Annotated in this window: 15 protein-coding genes; 7 read left to right on the forward strand and 8 right to left on the reverse strand. The window is 36.4% G+C overall.

The window, feature by feature from the left end; all coding sequences use genetic code 11:
- Nucleotides 1–109 precede the first annotated feature (109 nt).
- A complete protein-coding gene (locus GA0061074_RS02390) occupies nt 110–979 on the reverse strand; it encodes a formate/nitrite transporter family protein (RefSeq protein WP_092461514.1) in 870 nt (289 codons plus the stop codon).
- 466 nt (nt 980–1445) lie between these two features.
- On the reverse strand, nt 1446–1925 hold the full coding sequence (gene rlmH, locus GA0061074_RS02395; RefSeq protein ID WP_092461515.1) for a 23S rRNA (pseudouridine(1915)-N(3))-methyltransferase RlmH: 480 nt from the start codon (nt 1923–1925) through the stop codon (nt 1446–1448).
- Nucleotides 1926–2659: 734 nt separating this feature from the next.
- Between rlmH and GA0061074_RS02400 the strand changes: the two genes are divergently transcribed.
- Entirely contained in the window at nt 2660–4003 is a 1344-nt protein-coding gene (locus tag GA0061074_RS02400; protein ID WP_092461516.1) for a TrkH family potassium uptake protein, read from the forward strand.
- A 50-nt stretch (nt 4004–4053) separates the two neighbouring features.
- A complete protein-coding gene (locus GA0061074_RS02405) occupies nt 4054–4872 on the forward strand; it encodes a Cof-type HAD-IIB family hydrolase (protein WP_092461517.1) in 819 nt (272 codons plus the stop codon).
- Nucleotides 4873–5108: 236 nt separating this feature from the next.
- On the opposite strand, the gene GA0061074_RS02410 is transcribed toward GA0061074_RS02405, so the two are convergent.
- Nucleotides 5109–5807 carry a ribonuclease H1 domain-containing protein gene (locus GA0061074_RS02410; RefSeq protein ID WP_092461518.1) on the reverse strand — a complete coding sequence of 233 codons (699 nt, stop codon included), beginning with the start codon at nt 5805–5807 and terminating at the stop codon, nt 5109–5111.
- A gap of 127 nt (nt 5808–5934) precedes the next feature.
- Here GA0061074_RS02410 and GA0061074_RS02415 point away from each other — a divergent pair, with 127 nt between their 5' ends.
- Genes GA0061074_RS02415 through GA0061074_RS02425 form a run of 3 tightly spaced genes read left to right on the forward strand, consistent with a single transcriptional unit; the run spans nt 5935 to nt 7732 of the window.
- Nucleotides 5935–6312 carry a GntR family transcriptional regulator gene (locus GA0061074_RS02415; protein ID WP_092461519.1) on the forward strand — a complete coding sequence of 126 codons (378 nt, stop codon included), beginning with the start codon at nt 5935–5937 and terminating at the stop codon, nt 6310–6312.
- The gene (locus GA0061074_RS02420; RefSeq protein WP_092461520.1) at nt 6312–7019 is read left to right on the forward strand and encodes an ATP-binding cassette domain-containing protein; all 708 of its coding nucleotides are present in this window, start codon (nt 6312–6314) and stop codon (nt 7017–7019) included. The genes GA0061074_RS02415 and GA0061074_RS02420 overlap by 1 nt, the downstream gene beginning before the upstream one ends.
- A complete protein-coding gene (locus tag GA0061074_RS02425; RefSeq protein WP_092461521.1) occupies nt 7019–7732 on the forward strand; it encodes a hypothetical protein in 714 nt (237 codons plus the stop codon). The genes GA0061074_RS02420 and GA0061074_RS02425 overlap by 1 nt, the downstream gene beginning before the upstream one ends.
- A 57-nt stretch (nt 7733–7789) precedes the next feature.
- Here GA0061074_RS02425 and GA0061074_RS02430 read toward each other — a convergent pair whose 3' ends face one another.
- Complete coding sequence (locus GA0061074_RS02430) at nt 7790–8470, reverse strand: DUF6198 family protein (protein ID WP_092461522.1); 681 nt, start codon at nt 8468–8470, stop codon at nt 7790–7792.
- Between the two features lie 261 nt (nt 8471–8731).
- Here GA0061074_RS02430 and GA0061074_RS02435 point away from each other — a divergent pair, with 261 nt between their 5' ends.
- Nucleotides 8732–10039, forward strand: a complete 1308-nt coding sequence (locus GA0061074_RS02435) for an NCS2 family permease (protein WP_092461523.1) — start codon at nt 8732–8734, stop codon at nt 10037–10039.
- A gap of 200 nt (nt 10040–10239) precedes the next feature.
- On the opposite strand, the gene GA0061074_RS02440 is transcribed toward GA0061074_RS02435, so the two are convergent.
- From GA0061074_RS02440 to GA0061074_RS02450, 3 genes are all read right to left on the reverse strand, one after another.
- A complete protein-coding gene (locus GA0061074_RS02440) occupies nt 10240–11235 on the reverse strand; it encodes a D-2-hydroxyacid dehydrogenase (protein WP_174855270.1) in 996 nt (331 codons plus the stop codon).
- A gap of 16 nt (nt 11236–11251) precedes the next feature.
- Nucleotides 11252–12400, reverse strand: a complete 1149-nt coding sequence (locus GA0061074_RS02445; RefSeq protein ID WP_092461524.1) for an aminotransferase class I/II-fold pyridoxal phosphate-dependent enzyme — start codon at nt 12398–12400, stop codon at nt 11252–11254.
- Nucleotides 12401–12549: 149 nt separating this feature from the next.
- Nucleotides 12550–13512 (reverse strand): 2-hydroxyacid dehydrogenase family protein, encoded by a 963-nt coding sequence (locus GA0061074_RS02450; protein WP_092461525.1) that lies wholly within the window; start codon nt 13510–13512, stop codon nt 12550–12552.
- A 139-nt stretch (nt 13513–13651) separates the two neighbouring features.
- On the opposite strand from GA0061074_RS02450, the gene GA0061074_RS02455 reads away from it, so the two are divergent.
- Entirely contained in the window at nt 13652–14248 is a 597-nt protein-coding gene (locus tag GA0061074_RS02455) for a TVP38/TMEM64 family protein (RefSeq protein ID WP_092461526.1), read from the forward strand.
- 37 nt (nt 14249–14285) lie between these two features.
- On the opposite strand, the gene GA0061074_RS02460 is transcribed toward GA0061074_RS02455, so the two are convergent.
- Entirely contained in the window at nt 14286–15884 is a 1599-nt protein-coding gene (locus GA0061074_RS02460; protein ID WP_092461527.1) for an APC family permease, read from the reverse strand.
- Nucleotides 15885–15946: the final 62 nt, after the last annotated feature.

The raw sequence follows: 15946 nt of genomic DNA on the forward strand, positions 1-15946 counted from the left end.
AGAACGAGCCTTATTTGTGACCTTATAGATTCTAAAATATATAATTTACATATTTTTTTGGACAAAAAAAGAGTCAAAGAGAATTCTTTGACTCGAAGTGTATTTATTTTTAATCAACGTAATTTGTCTTAGTTTTGTTCATCCAAGCATATGTCATACCGATGACCAAGGCACCACCAACATAATTACCAATTAAGGCGAAGAATAAGTTGTGTAGCACGCTTCCTAGTGTCATACCAGCAATTGTACCGTGTGATGCAAAGAATGCTAGTGAGAATGCTGGGAAGTTTGCGATAACGTGTTCGTAACCCAAGAAGGCGAAGATAAAGATAACAAAGATAATTGCCATAACCTTACCTGCATCGTCCTTCATACGAAGGTTAATGAAGAACGCCGTGTTAACAATGATGTTAGCAAAGATAGCTTCAACGAAAATTTGAATTGATGACTTGCTTAGCTTAGCAGCAATTCCATCAAACAAATAATTAGCTGATGGTAGATCCTGGAAAGGACCTGTCAATGAGATTAGGTAAGCAAAGAAGATACCACCAATCAAATTGAATAATAGCGTCGTACCAAGAACCTTAGCTGCCGTTGAAAAATGAATTTTCTTACGGTAAACACCAACTGTAACGAATAACATATTTGATGTTCCAAGTTCGGCACCCATGAAAATGATCATAACCAATGACCAACTAAACATGAAAGCGAAAGTGAATTTACCAGATCCTGGCAAAAACTTTTCAGCTTGCAAAGCAGTTCCGAAAGCTGCGGCCGTTCCTAATGTTAGGAACAACGTTGCCAACATGGCACGAGCAGCGTAACGAGCATAACTGCTTTTGAACAAGGCAACCTTATTCATTAATGACTCATCTATTTTTCTAAATAGTGGTGATTTCTCAACCGCTTCTTCCTTAGCATTAACAGCGTCTACGCTAGGCACTTCAGCGGCATAATCTCTTGTATGTGGTATATCCATGTTGATTTCTCTCCTATAAATTTTTAAGTTTATGATTTATTGAGAAACACAACATGTTAAATGACAGACATTTTTGACGTTACGCATTAATAACCTAAATTAGTAAAATCCTCACATGGTACTAAATTTAATGACTAATAATTAAAAAAACGGTTCGTCTAGCCCACACTAGATTATGCCGTATTTACAATTAATAATTACGCCATTTTTAAGTCATTGGCGTTAATAAAATTTTATCTGCGCATTCTTTTGTAATGCACTCACTCATAACATAACTCTTAAACATAAAAATAAAAGATGCAAACGCTTACACCTTTTTCCTACAAGAAATAGCTTACTCTGATATTGTCCGAAATTCAAGAGCAATTTTATAAAAAATAGCAAATTAAATGGAATTAGTATATATTTTTGTATCTAATAAAAAGCACACTGCTAAATATGGCAGTGTGCTTTTGGGACAACAATCCTATTTATGGTACGGTGTGTGGGCATTTATCATGAAGCTTCGGTAAATTTGTTCAGTTAAGACAAGACGCATCAATTGATGTGGTAGTGTGAAACGGCCAAAACTAATTTGCGTATTAGCACGCTTTAATACCTCAGGTGCTAATCCTAAAGATCCACCAATAATGAAAGTTAAGTCTGACTTGCCTTGTACTGTTAGGCGTTCGATTTCAGCCGCAAGTTCTTCACTAGAACGCTCTGTTCCTTTAATAGCTAATGCAAAGACATATTCTTTATCTTTTATTTTACTTAGAATGCGTTCGCCTTCTTTGCTCATAACTTGGTCCATTTGAGCTTGTGAAAGTTGTTCGGGTGCTTTTTCATCAGGTACTTCAATGATGGAAACTTTTGCAAATTTATGCAATCTCTTAGTATATTCAGCGATACCATCTTTTAAATATTTTTCTTTTAACTTACCAACACCGATAATTTTTATGTTCATTGTTCGTGTCCCTTTCCATAAATAATGATTGATTTTCGAAATTTTCTTGCCTTAATGTGGATAAGTTAGAAAAATGATAATAAAACAAAGGTTATCCACAAGTTAATAACAGGGTTAAAAACAACTATAAACACTATTATATCAGACCTTTAAAAGGTTTACGTTAACATTTTTATTCAGTTATACACAGTTGTGAATTGTGCTTGTGTATAATTAGAAAAAAGTTATCATAACGGCATTTGTAAACGCTATATTAATTGAATTATCCATAATATAAGAATAGTCTCAAAAAGTTATACACAGATAAAATTTCATATTTCATGTTTTTTCACAAAATATATAAGGTAATTAAAAGAAAAATATTCGATTTTAGCCGTATAATCAGCCGTATTTTACTTGATTATTTTAGGTAAAACGGTTTAATGACGTATTATTTTCAAAAAAATACATGAAATTATCTTAAAAAGCAAAAATTTAATAAGGTTTAACCTAATTTTAAGCTAAAACCCTAATTTAATAACGTTTTGTTCGATATGAGTGTTTTGAACAGGTTATCCACATTGAGATATTAGTTGATTTAATAAGGTTTTCTTGGGAAAAATCAGAAGTTATTAACAAGTTATCCACAGATGACGGTGGAATACGTGGACTTTTCCCCTAGTTGTCCACAAAAATCTGTGAAAAACTTTTGGGTTCCTCCTGTATAATATAAATATGTTGGGAGATACTTAATTATGAAAAAAATATTTAGCAAATTAACGCCCCCTCAGGTTTTAACACTGGGATTTTTGGTTATTATATTTGTTGGTGCTTTTGTATTAAGGATGCCTATGTCACAGCAACCAGGTGTACATGTTAATTTTATGGATGCATTGTTCACAGCTGTGTCAGCAACAGCAATTACAGGACTTACAGTTGTTAATACAGCGACGACTTGGTCAACGTTAGGACAGATTGTATTGCTTGTGATGATTGAAATTGGTGCTTTAGGGTTTATGACGTTTGCGGTTTTGCTATTTGCGCTGACTGGTCAACGTTTGGATTTAAAAGCACGCTTGATGGCGCAACAAGCGCTGAATCTTCGGAACTTAGCTGATGTTAAAAGTGTGTTATCTTATGTGTTTTCATTGTCAGCGATTATTCAATTGATTGGTGCCGTACTGATGTTACCGGATTTTATACCTCGCTTTGGTATTACTAAAGGTATTTATCTTAGCATTGCGTCATCTATTTCATCATTTGGAAATGCTGGTTTTACATTTTTTGATAAACCTGTTTCTTTCTTGCAAAATGATCCTTATATTTTGATTATTTGGATGTTGTTGATTACGGCTGGATCATTAGGATTCCTAGTGTGGCGCGATTTGTTGTTGTTTTATAAACAACAACGAGTTAGTTTGCACACTAAAGTTGCTATACACGTGTCTGGTTGGTTGATTGGTATTAGTTTTGTGTTGTTCCTTATTACAGAAAAGTTACTAGCGCCACTTATGGAGACGACCTCTTTGGGAAATCGAATTGTGGATAGTTTGTTTTTAGCAGTTGTACCCAGAACAGCCGGATTAGAAGTGATTCCACTATCTAATTTATCCGCAGCTGGTATTATGATTATTACTTTCTTGATGTTTGTCGGTGGAACTCCTGGATCAACGTCTGGTGGTATTAAAACGACCACGCTAGGAATTTTGTGGATGCAATCAATGGCAGCCTTACGAGGTCAAGAACAAGTTAACTTCGGTGGTCGTCGTTTTAGCCAAAAGATTGTAATTAAAGCAATGATGTTGGCTGTTATTTCAATTGTTTTTGTGGCAGTAGTTTCTTTGTTATTAACAATGACAGAGCATATCCCTAAGGGACAAGGTTTGGAATACATTGTTTTTGAAGTTATTTCAGCTTTTTCTACAACGGGCTTTTCTTTGGGACTAACCCCTCATTTAACAAGCTTTGGAAAAGTTGTCATTATGATTGTGATGTTTATCGGTCGTGTTGGCCTTTACACAGTTATGTTCTCGGTTATGAATATTCGTGATAAGCCACGTAAATTCCAATATCCTACTGAGGAAGTAATTATTGGCTAAAATGAAAGAAGTTGCGTAAACTGTTAGGTAAAATGATGGGAGTTTAAAGCATGTCAGAAATTAAAATGATTGCGTCAGACTTAGATAGTACGTTTTTTAATGATAAAAAGCATTATCATAAAACGCACTTCGCTGCTGTTCTAAACAAGTTATTGGCGCAAGATGGCCACTTTGTTGTTGCGAGTGGTCGCGATGTTGAATCAGTTGATCCAATATTTAAATCATTTGCTGGAAAGTATGATTTAGTTGCTGATAACGGAGCTGTTGTACGTACAGCTGATGGCGAGATTATTCAAATGGTTGGCTTACACGTAAAAGATGTGGCGACGATTATGGAGGTTGTGAATGCAATGCCTTTCCAACCCCGCCATGGCGCTTTCTTTACGGGAATTACACAAACATACATGTTAAAGTCGCAGGCACGAATTAATTTGGTTTATAAAGCCAAAATGGCTAAGTATTATCCAAATTTGAAATTTATTGATTCAGTTGATCAAATTAATGAACCAATTTTAAAAGTGACGATTACGTATGAAGAAAAGAAAACGCAAGAGTTTATTGATGCAGCTCGTATCACCCTAGCCGACCGTGGTCACGTGACAACATCTGGTTATGGTTCGGTCGATATTGTGGCACCAAAGATTAATAAAGCGAATGGCTTGCAAACGTTAGCTAGTCATTATGGCTTTAAGTTGAATGAAAATCTAGCAGCATTTGGCGATGGATTAAACGATGCTGAAATGTTAGCTGCTGCAGCTCGGCCATTTGCAATGATTAATGGTGATGAAAGTTTGAAAGAGCTTTATCCTCTAGCAATTGATGATAATAATCATGATGGTGTATTGAAAACGATTGATACGTTAATTTAGATAAATTTGTTAAAAAGCCAACTTTGATGTTGAATCAAGGTTGGCTTTTAATTATGCAAAAATGTATAAATATGCATAAGTTATCAAAGCGCATTCGCAGAGAGTATGTTTGAAAATTAAGCGCGTTAATATTTTGTTCCCCTTTAAAAATCAAGCTAATGATTTTACTTGACTTTTAAAGTGAACGACTTCACAATACAATATAAAAAAAGCAGCCAGACTAGCTGGCTGTTGGATTATGATAGGTTATCCATTGCATCATTAAGTAGTTGATCAACGGTGATATTACCGTTACTTGTGGCATGACCTTTGACCCAAATGAATGATAGTCGTTCTGCAAGCGGTGGAATTAATGCGTAAATCTGTTGCCAAGCTGCTAAGTTAGCAATCTCACCAGAACTTTTACGCCAGTTATTATTTGCCCAGTTATACATCCAATTTGTAACACTATCTAATACATATTTTGAATCACTAACGATGGTAACTGGTGTTGAAACTTTGGCCGCTTGTAATAATGCATTAATGAGGGCTAGAATTTCCATTTCATTATTTGTGCGACCAAAATAGGCGCCACTGTCCGTATAAACGGGATCGGTTAGATTAGAACCATGATAAATAGCGATTGCCCAACCGGCTTTGTCACTGGCTTTAACGTGACCGCCGGCAACATTACCGGTATTACGGCTGCCACCGTCAGTGAAAATGTAGTATTGGTTGGGATCTGCTTTAAATTGCCCATTATAAGCGGTTGTATATTGACGTGATTGATCATTTTGTACAGCTATTTGTGTATCAAACCAGGCTTGTGCTTCAGTTTTTGTGGCGAAACCTTTGAATTTAGGAGCAGGCTTCGTACGTGTATACGCTTGAACTTGCGACCAAGGTTTTGTATAAAGACCTTGGTATTGATTACCAACAATGGCATAAGTTTTCATAGTAAATATGTTGTCCTTAATCATGAATTTAGTGACCTAATCATAACGTATTTTTGGTGATACTGCCAAGTTGACAGTTCACTCTGTTTCAGTGTAGTATAACAGTGCAACACTGAAAGGAGCTAACATGGAATTTAGTTCGAATCAACCGATTTATTTACAAGTTGCAACTTGGCTAGAACAACAAATCATGGAAGGTAAGTATCAAGCAGGTCATAAGATACCTGGGGTACGAGATTTGGCAGTCACGTTAATTGTTAGCACACGAACTGTGCAAAATGCGATTAATCAATTGGTTGCTAATGATTTAATTGTGACAAAACGTGGCCAAGGGAACTTTGTTACTGAAGATTTAACCAAAATTAATGTTATAAAGGCTGATAAAAAGATTGCGATTACCCAAAAGTATATTGATAATGTGATGCACGTTGCAGAAGTTAATGAAATACCAGAATTAGTCGCACATGCTATTGCCGCATATGACGCACAAAATAGGGAGGCATAATGCTACAAGTTAATAATTTACATTACACAAAAAGCCGTCATGTCATACTACGAGGAATAAGTTTTAAAATTCCAACACACCGTACCGTAGCTTTATTAGGCGAAAATGGGGTTGGAAAAACTACGTTGATGCGGTTGATTGCAGGGTTAATTGAACCTAATCCACATTCAGATATTATGATTGATGGTGTGATGGGTGCAAAAATTAAATCAAAGTTGTCTTATGTGGCAACGTTAGACTGGGCGAATAATTATGATCGGGTTAGTGATATTGTGGCGTATTTTAAGCAAGGATATCCAGACTTTAATGAAGCTCGGATGGATGAGTTAATTAAATTTATGCGTATTGATCGTAATCGTCGTATAGCAAAGTTATCAACTGGAACGATTGAAAAATTATTGATAGCTTTGACTATTTCACGAGATACTGCCGTTTACTTGTTAGATGAACCATTTGGTGGTGTTGATGTTTTAGCGCGTAAAAAGATTATGCAGTCGCTATTGCATTGGCTACCAGAAGATGCCACTGTTTTGATATCAACGCATTATATTCAAGAAATTGAAAGTTTAGTTGATGATGCCATTATCTTGAAAGATGGTCGTTTGTTGACGTATCAATCTGTTGAAAATATTCGACAAACAGAAGGGTTATCATTGGAGCAGTATTATACGCAGCTTTATATTGAGGATAATGGAGGTCGTGAGTGATGCTAAAAAATACACGACTTTTTAAAATTTTTGCGAAAGATTCATTGAACCATGCACTGTTTATCATGGGAATTGGTGCCATAGTCGCAATTTTAATTTTTATTTGGCAATTATTACCATTTGTACCACATGATAATTTTACGGTTAATGGTGATGGTGTGACAGTGTTCAAGGATCGTGTCGTAGTTTATGAAGGCGTCTGGGCATTTATAGTTGGACTTGGTTTAGGGTTGCGTATGTTTATTTCTTCATCTAAATCATGGAATAAGTCCAAATATGTTTTGTTGCCGGCTCGAATCGATCAATTTATGGTCTGGAACTTAGTTGGTCGCTTTGTTGTAAATATCTTTGCCATATTTATTGTTGGTGTCGTTTTCTTAGGCTTGGAGTGGCTGATGAATTCGTCTTACCACGACAATATTGTTGATGTACTAATGTCGGTGAAGTTATATCATATCGGTGTTGGCTTTGATAGCTTGATTGCATTATATTTATTCGTCAATTTAGCAGTTGTAACCAATAACTGGTTAATGGGCTTTGTGAGTGACAAATGGCAACAACGTGTTAAAGTATTTGGTCTTATTTTAATGATTTTTATTATGGGGTATGGATTATCATGGTTGCCTGATAATGTATTTATGGACATCCTAATTGATCTAGGAATGCTAGGGTTAATATGGTATTTGTTAAGATATCATAATGAAGCAAGATAATAGACAAAAAAATCTCATTACGCACTGTGCGTAATGAGATTTTTTTATGTAATTTAATTAAGCGGCACCAATATGTGTTAATTTGTGGTCTAAATGACTAAAAATGATGTGGTCAGCATAACCTACAAATAATCCTTGGAAGAAGAATGAGAATAGGGTACCGATGTTAAGGGCAACGATTTCACCAGAAGCTAACCAAACCACCAAAGAAATAATCATTGGAAATGAAAAGTTAAATGTTTGTGAGATGGCAGCGTTGCCTTTGAAAAACATGAAACGGGTTAAATTAGTTAAATCATCCATTGGATGCAAAATGAATTGTAGTCGTTGCGTGATTGAAACGCCCATGGCAACGAAAATAATACCAATGCAGTCAATGATGGTTCGCCATATAATTGGTAAATGACCTAATGAAGATAGTTGGGTGGCGACGATACCGATGACGCTACTAAAAACAATTAAGAATAGTAAGTTACCAAAAATGTGGGGCCAGTCAATTGATTTTTGTAGAATACAAGTAATGATGGCGGCAATAACCCCATAAATTAGTAAAAACACGCTGATTGAAATGCCAGTGACGTTGGCAAGATTTGCAGCAGACGCAGTCCATGGTGCTGATCCCATGTTGGTAGCAACGGTAACACCATTGCCGAATGCGTTAAAAATTAAACCAGCGATAAAATAAATAAAAAGTTCAGATGCGGACAATTTTCTTAATTGTCCATGATTGTTATACATAACATACCTCTAATTAATAATAAGTTCCTTTTTCATTCTAACAAACTTTACTATCTCTGACTGATGAGTTTTAAATCTTAATATTTACGTAAAGGGATAATTTGGTTAATGTTCGGAAAAAATAAGATAAAGTTCGCTTTTTGTGAATGAAAATAGACGTTTTACGAAAAAAATAAGATATTCTTTGATTTTTGACGGCTGTTTATACTACAATAGGAAAGTTGTTTAAAAATTGAATTATTAATTAAGGGGTCTAGTTTCATGTTTGAACGTTATTTCAAGCTTTCTGAATCTGGAACGTCAGTTAAAACAGAATTTCTTGCTGGTTTAACAACGTTCCTTTCGATGGCTTATATTTTATTCGTTAACCCTTCAGTTCTTAGCGCAGCGGGGATGGACAAGAGTGCCGTCTTTGTTGCAACAGGGCTAATTGGTGCTATTGCCACTGTCTTTATGGGGGTTGTCGCAAAGTATCCATTTGCGATTGCGCCTGGTCTAGGAATTAATGCCTTTTTCGCATACAGTGTTGTCATTGGTATGGGTGTTAGATGGCAAACAGCTCTAGCTGGTGTCTTTGTCGCTGGTGTGATTTTCTGGATACTAACTGTTTTTAAAATCCGTGAAATTATCATTAATGCTATTCCAGCTGATTTGAAGGCTGCTATTGCTGGTGGTATTGGTTTGTTTATTGCCATGATCGGTTTGGTTGATGGTGGTATTATTTCAGCTAATAAGTCAACAATTATTGGCTGGGGTGATTGGAGTGATCCTAAAGTTTTGCTAACCATCGCCGGTGTGCTAATTACTTTTGCTTTGTACGCACGCAAGGTTCCTGGTGCAATCTTTATCGGTATGGTTGCAACATCAATTATTGGTTTGGTAACTGGTTTGATTCCAATGCCTTCATCATTTGTTGCTGGTGTACCAAGCCTAGCACCAACCGCAGGTCAAGCAATCTTTGGTTTGAAAGATGTGTTTACCTGGGACATGGTGCCGGTTATACTAACGTTCTTGTTAGTTGCCTTCTTTGATACGGCTGGTTCATTAATTGGTATCGCTCGTTCAGGCGGTTTCTTGGTTAACAACGAATTACCACGAGCAGGTAAAGCTTTGATGGCTGATGCAATTGGTATGTTGGGTGGATCATTATTAGGAACTTCACCAACTACAGCCTTTGTTGAATCATCTACTGGTATCGCCATTGGTGGTCGTACAGGATTAACATCAGTCTTTACAGGATTGTTCCTATTATTGTCATTGTTCTTCTCACCATTATTGGTTGTTGTTACATCAAATGTTACAGCAGCAGCTTTGATTATTGTTGGTGTGTTGATGGCAAGTAACTTTAAAGCGATTAATTGGGATGATTTCCCAGTTGCCGCTGCATCATTCTTAACAATTATCGGAATGCCATTATCATATTCAATTTCTGATGGTATTGCACTTGGATTTATTGTTTATCCATTGTTGATGATCGTTACGGGTCGTGCAAAGAAAGTTCATCCAATTATGTATGGACTAGGATTATTGTTTATTTTGTTTGTCTTTATCTTGCAAACAAATGGGTAATAGTTTCATGTGAAACATTTAAAAATCGATACATGTTTTCGTTATGAAAAACATGTATCGATTTTTTGTGTTTAAGAACAAAAAAACCACTGAACGGGTAGTGCGACCGCTCAGTGGTTAATATGTAGAATAGTCTTTCTTATCAATAACTACATTATATCGGGTATTTTAAATAATGACCAATAAAAGCTATTGGTCGCTTAATTTAATTCGTGCTCGCTTGTTTGACCAGCGATAATTGTTAACATATCATGCATTGAAATTTCGACCATATTACGGATAGCGTTATCTGTATAAAAGCCAATGTGTGGTGTAATAATCGCATTGGGCATTGCTAAAATGGTTTTAAGATAATCATTGTCAAAATCACTATCAGAGAAATCATTGCTGAAAATGTCCGCTTCGCCTTCAATTGTATCTAATCCAGCAGCAGTAATCGTGTGATTTTCTAGGGCAGTAATTAGAGCTGGGGTATCAACAACACCGCCACGTGAAGCATTGATGAAAATTGCACTAGGTTTCATTTGCTTAAACACAGATTCATCAAATAAATGATACGTACTGTCGAGTAATGGTGTGTGTGTTGTGATAATGTCGGCAGTTTTAAATACCGTTTCATGATCAACATAAGTTAAAACACTGTTTAATTCAGGTCGATGAATAGGGTCAGCAGCGATAACTGTTGCACCGAGTGCTTTGAAAATGCGAGCCACTTCACTACCAATTTTACCAGCACCAATGATACCAACTGTTAAGTCATGAATTTCACGAGCTTGAAGACCTTCCCAGGTAAAATCATGTGCTTGGTTGCGTTGTTGTGCAGTATTTAAATGGCGGAGTAACCACATTGCCTGTGTTAACACCATTTCAGATACGGAACGTGGTGAATAGGCAGGTACGTTGGTCACTTTGAGGTCGTTTTTGTTTGCTAAATCGAAATCGATGATGTCGTATCCAGTGATACGGAGTGTGATTTGTTTAATACCAAACTCATGCAATTTTTCATAAACAATCGGGTCATCAATAAGATTATCTTGTTCAGTTGAGATACCATCATAACCCTTAGCTAAATCGACTGTATCAGGGTTAAGGGTAACATCATTCCAGTCAATGTGAACATCTGGACGGTGTTTTAACCACTCTGTGACAACGATTTTTTCATCATCCATAATGTTATACATTAAAATTTTGATCATTAAAATTTCTCCTCAGTTAAAAAGTTAACTTTTCAAAAGCATTGACAGCCGCTTCTAAGGTTGGCATATCTTGCGTAACGGCAATGCGGACGTAGCCACTACCAGCGGCACCGAAAGCACGACCTGGGATAACTAGAACACCAACTTGTTCTAATAGGTAATTACTGAAGGCAACGTCATCCATACCACTTCCTGAAATGTCAGCAAAGAGATAGATGCTGCCGGCAACAGGTAAGATACTTAACCAAGGTAATTTATTTAATTCCGTCGCAACATAGTTTAGTCGCTTACCAAATTCCTCTTGAAGTTCTGGTGTGAATTCATCAATGTGATTTAAAGCGTAAGTACCAGCCGCTTGAGAAGTACTTGGTGCAGAGAATGTGATACCTTCGTTTAATAAACCAGCAGCCGTGATAACATTTTCAGGACCAGCTAAGTAACCAATTCGGAAACCAGTCATTGCGAACACCTTTGATAATGAACCGGCAACTAATGTATGTTCAGGTGCTAGTTTTTCAAGTGGAATAAATTCATGGTCACCGTAGACAAATGGCCAGTAAACTTCATCGGCAATTAGATAGAAGTCGTGTTCCTTAGCCAAATCAGCTAAAGTTTGTAGTAATGCTTGGTCGTAAACAGCACCAGTTGGATTATTAGGTGTGTTTACTAAGATAGCCTTGGTTTTATCACTGATAGCGGCTTTAATAGCTGCTTCTGTTGGCTGAAAGCTATTTTCAGCGGTACAACTAACAATGACAGCTTTACCACCATTAGCTTCAATTTCTGTTTTGTAGGGTGAAAAGTAAGGTTCAAAGATAATAACTTCATCGCCAGGATTAAGAATGGCACCAAAAGCTAGGTAAGTTGCGTGACCGGCACCAACTGTTGCACGAACGTTTGCCATTTCATAATGGATGCCGAATTTGTTTTGGTAGAAATCGATGATAGCTTTTAGATATTCTGGGTCACCATCGCTAGCTGAATAATGGGTATCACCAGCTGTTAAGCTGTCTTTAGCCGCATCTAGAATGGGTGCGGGCGTTGTCATATCTGGATCACCAATTGATAGGTTAATGATATTTTTCATTAAAGCAGCGGTTTTTCCAATTTCTGACATGATATTTTCTGACGGTTGACTAAATAAATTAGCTAGACTACGTGACATGTGAAGCACCTCTTACTTTCTCATTATATTTTAATGTTATTATACATGTAATATGTGTGTTGTACAGATAAATTTATATATGTTTTGCTAATTGAAAAAATTGCACAAAAATAACCGCTTATCAATATACGATAGCGGTCATTTTGTTATTAAGGATTAACGATAAATTTAGCTGAATTACCTTGATCGACTAAGATAACGTTGTCAGCAACAATTTTAGCCATTGCATCACGTGCTTCAACCGTTGCGTTTCCAATATGAGGCGTTAAGATGACATTCTTTAATAATTTGAAACCGTCATTAACGTCTGGTTCATTTTCATAAACATCCAAAGCTGCACCAGCAATTTTGTCTTTGGTAAGGGCGTTTAGCAATGCTTTTTCGTCAATGATTGGTCCACGACCAACATTAATGATTGCTGCAGTAGACTTCATTGCTTCGAAAGCTTCTGTACTAAATTGATGGTAATTTTCATCAGTTTGGGGTGCATTAATCGTAATAAAATCACTTGTAGCAATTAATGTATCAAGTGGGGCGTACGTTACTTTCATTGAACGTTCTTCAGGATCAGATAGTGGTGTGCGCTTGTAGTATTGCACGTGCATTCCTAAAGCATTTGCTTTACGAGCGACATCACTACCAATATTTCCTAAACCGACAATTCCTAATGTTTTACCGGCAATTTCATGCCCTAGGAAGTACAAAGGTGCCCATCCAGGGAAACCCTCGCGACGCATTTTTTTATCACCTTCAACAATGCGGTGACTAAGCGCTAGAATAAGCCCAATTGTAACCTCAGCAACAGCGTTGGTTGAGACCTTAGGCGTATTAGTAACGACAATGCCTTGTTCTTTAGCATAGTCAGTATCAATATTATTAAAACCGGCACCAAAATTAGCAATTAATTTTAGATTGGGTGCAGCGTCAATAATTTCACGATCAACTTTAGTAGAAAGGGGTGTAATCAAAAAATCGCTGTCTGCTACATTTTCCAATAATGTGGCGTGTGAAATTAGGTCGTTACCGTTATACACAGCGACCTCAAAACCAGCATCGATTAATTTTTCTGTGGCAATCTCAGGTAATTTGGCTGATAAATAGACCTTACTCATGATATTCTCCTTTATATTTGGTTACGCTTACATTATCTCTTTATTTGGTAGAAAGTTCAAATAAGTTATTTGATGGTTTTCTGGCTTTTTTTGTTACATTTAGATACAATAAAACTTAAAAATGCATTTGGGGGATGACATGAACACACGTTATATACGATTTTTAATAAGAATAGTATCCGTGATTATGTTGATCTTGTTAGGCTGGTTAATTGTTCGTTTATATCAAATCGGTATGTTTAATGATACGGATACTTTGATTAACGTTTTGAAAAAGTATGGTATCTGGGCACCCATTATCTTTATTTTTATACAGATTATTCAAGTCGTGATTCCAATTTTACCAGGTGGTGTGTCGTTGGCAGCCGGCGTAGTTATGTTTGGGCCTTGGTTAGGATTTTTGTACAATTACATTGGTATTGTTTTGGGTTCAATGATTCTGTTTTGGTTGGGACGACGTTATGGACGACGGATTATTGATATATTTGTCAGTGAAGATACGTTAAACAAATATATTGGACGCTTGGATTCTAAAGGTTGGCATTGGACGTTTGCGTTACTAATCTTTTCACCGGTAGCACCGGATGATGCTTTGGTATTGCTTACAAGTCTAACTAAAATGACTTGGCGTGAATTCACATTAATTTTGCTGATTGGTAAGCCACTTTCTATTTTTATATATAGTTTGGGGATGTTATATGGTGCTGATTGGTTATTAAGAATATTAGGTAGTTAAAAAGAGGTTGGAATTTTTTCCAACCTCTTTTTGTTATTTATTCTTTAACCGTTTGATTAAGTTCCTTGGCTTTATAGTAATCAGGGAATACTTTGGCACTTTTGACACCCCAGTAATAGAAAATTAATGAGACGACAACAATAACGACAAAGTCCCAAGGATAGTGAATCCAATTGATACCATTAAATTCGTGACTACCAATGAATGAGATTATTGAAATAAAGATTAGATAAACGATTAACCACAAAGCTGATTTGAAAGCTTTAAGGGTATCGTTGTGCTTTGCTTTATATTCATAATAAAAGTAAATTGGTAGTCCTAACATGATGACAATGATAACTTCTACTGTGGTAGGCCACATTGACCAATAAATGGCTAATGAAGCTAATACGAAAGCTAATGGTGCCATAATTGATATGAAGCGTAATTTAACTGGACGTTTGAAATCAGGAGCTAAGTGCCTGAAAGCAACAGTTGTAACTGGACCAGTTAAGTAAGCAATTAACGTTGAGGCACAGACAACAGTTGCCAGTACTGACCAAGAACGGAACACTGAGACCATCAACATACTGATAACTAAATTAGTTAACATAGCAGCATGTGGCATATGGAATCTACCACTTAATTTACCTAAGAATTTAGGCACATGCTTGTTACTTTCCATAGCAAATAGGACACGTCCAGTAGAAGCAGCAAATGATACACCAGTACCAACTGGCGAAATAAAGGCATCTAGATATAATAGAACAGATAACCAATGAATACCTAACAAGATAGCTAAGTCAGCGAATGGTGAACTAAAGTTAATCCCACTCCAGCCATGTTTTGCTAAGGTTGCCGGATCAATTGCTGTAATAAATGCACTTTGAATAAGAACATAGATAATACCACTAATTAACAATGATAAGAAGATACCACGGCTGATATTCTTTTTAGTATTTTTAATTTCACTTCCCATATTGATAACAGTTTGAAAGGCATTAAATGAGAAAACAATTCCTGCGGTTGCTGTTGCTGAGAAAATAGGAGCAGAACCATAAGGCATGAATTCATGTAATGAATGTCCATAGTTACCAGTATGAAAACTTGAAAGTGTCAACATAATAACGGTAAGTGTCGGAATTCCAATTTTGAAAATTGAAATAAAGTTAGTGAATCGTGTTAATAATGTCACTGACCAAAAATTAATTAAGGTGAACAAGAGCATGAATCCAAAAACTAGAAATAGTCCGGCAGTCGTAATTTCACCATTACTAAAGAATTGTTTTGTCCAATTAGCCCATGACCAAGGCCATGAACTCATATATTGGACTGCTGCAACAGCTTCGATTGGAATTAATGCAATCAAAGATACCCAGTTTGACCAAGACGATATGAATCCTAGTAAAGGTCCGTGTGAGTATTGCGCATAACGACTCATACCACCAGCCTCAGGGAACATTGTTCCTAACTCAATGTAGTTGTAGGCGATAGAAGCGATGACGATACCACCAATAACCCATGAGATGATTGCGGCTGGTCCAGCAACGCGGGTTGCCTCCCAAGATCCAAATAGCCAACCTGAACCAATCAGTGATCCAAGCGTCAGCATAACAAGTTGAAATAAGCCAATCTTTTTTGTTTTCTTTGACTTCATAAATCCTCCTTCTGGTAATAGCAACTATTGTAACAAAATTAGGAAATAATACCAAATTGAAG

The sequence above is a fragment of the Weissella bombi genome, from assembly GCF_900094835.1.
Classification (GTDB): domain Bacteria; phylum Bacillota; class Bacilli; order Lactobacillales; family Lactobacillaceae; genus Weissella; species Weissella bombi.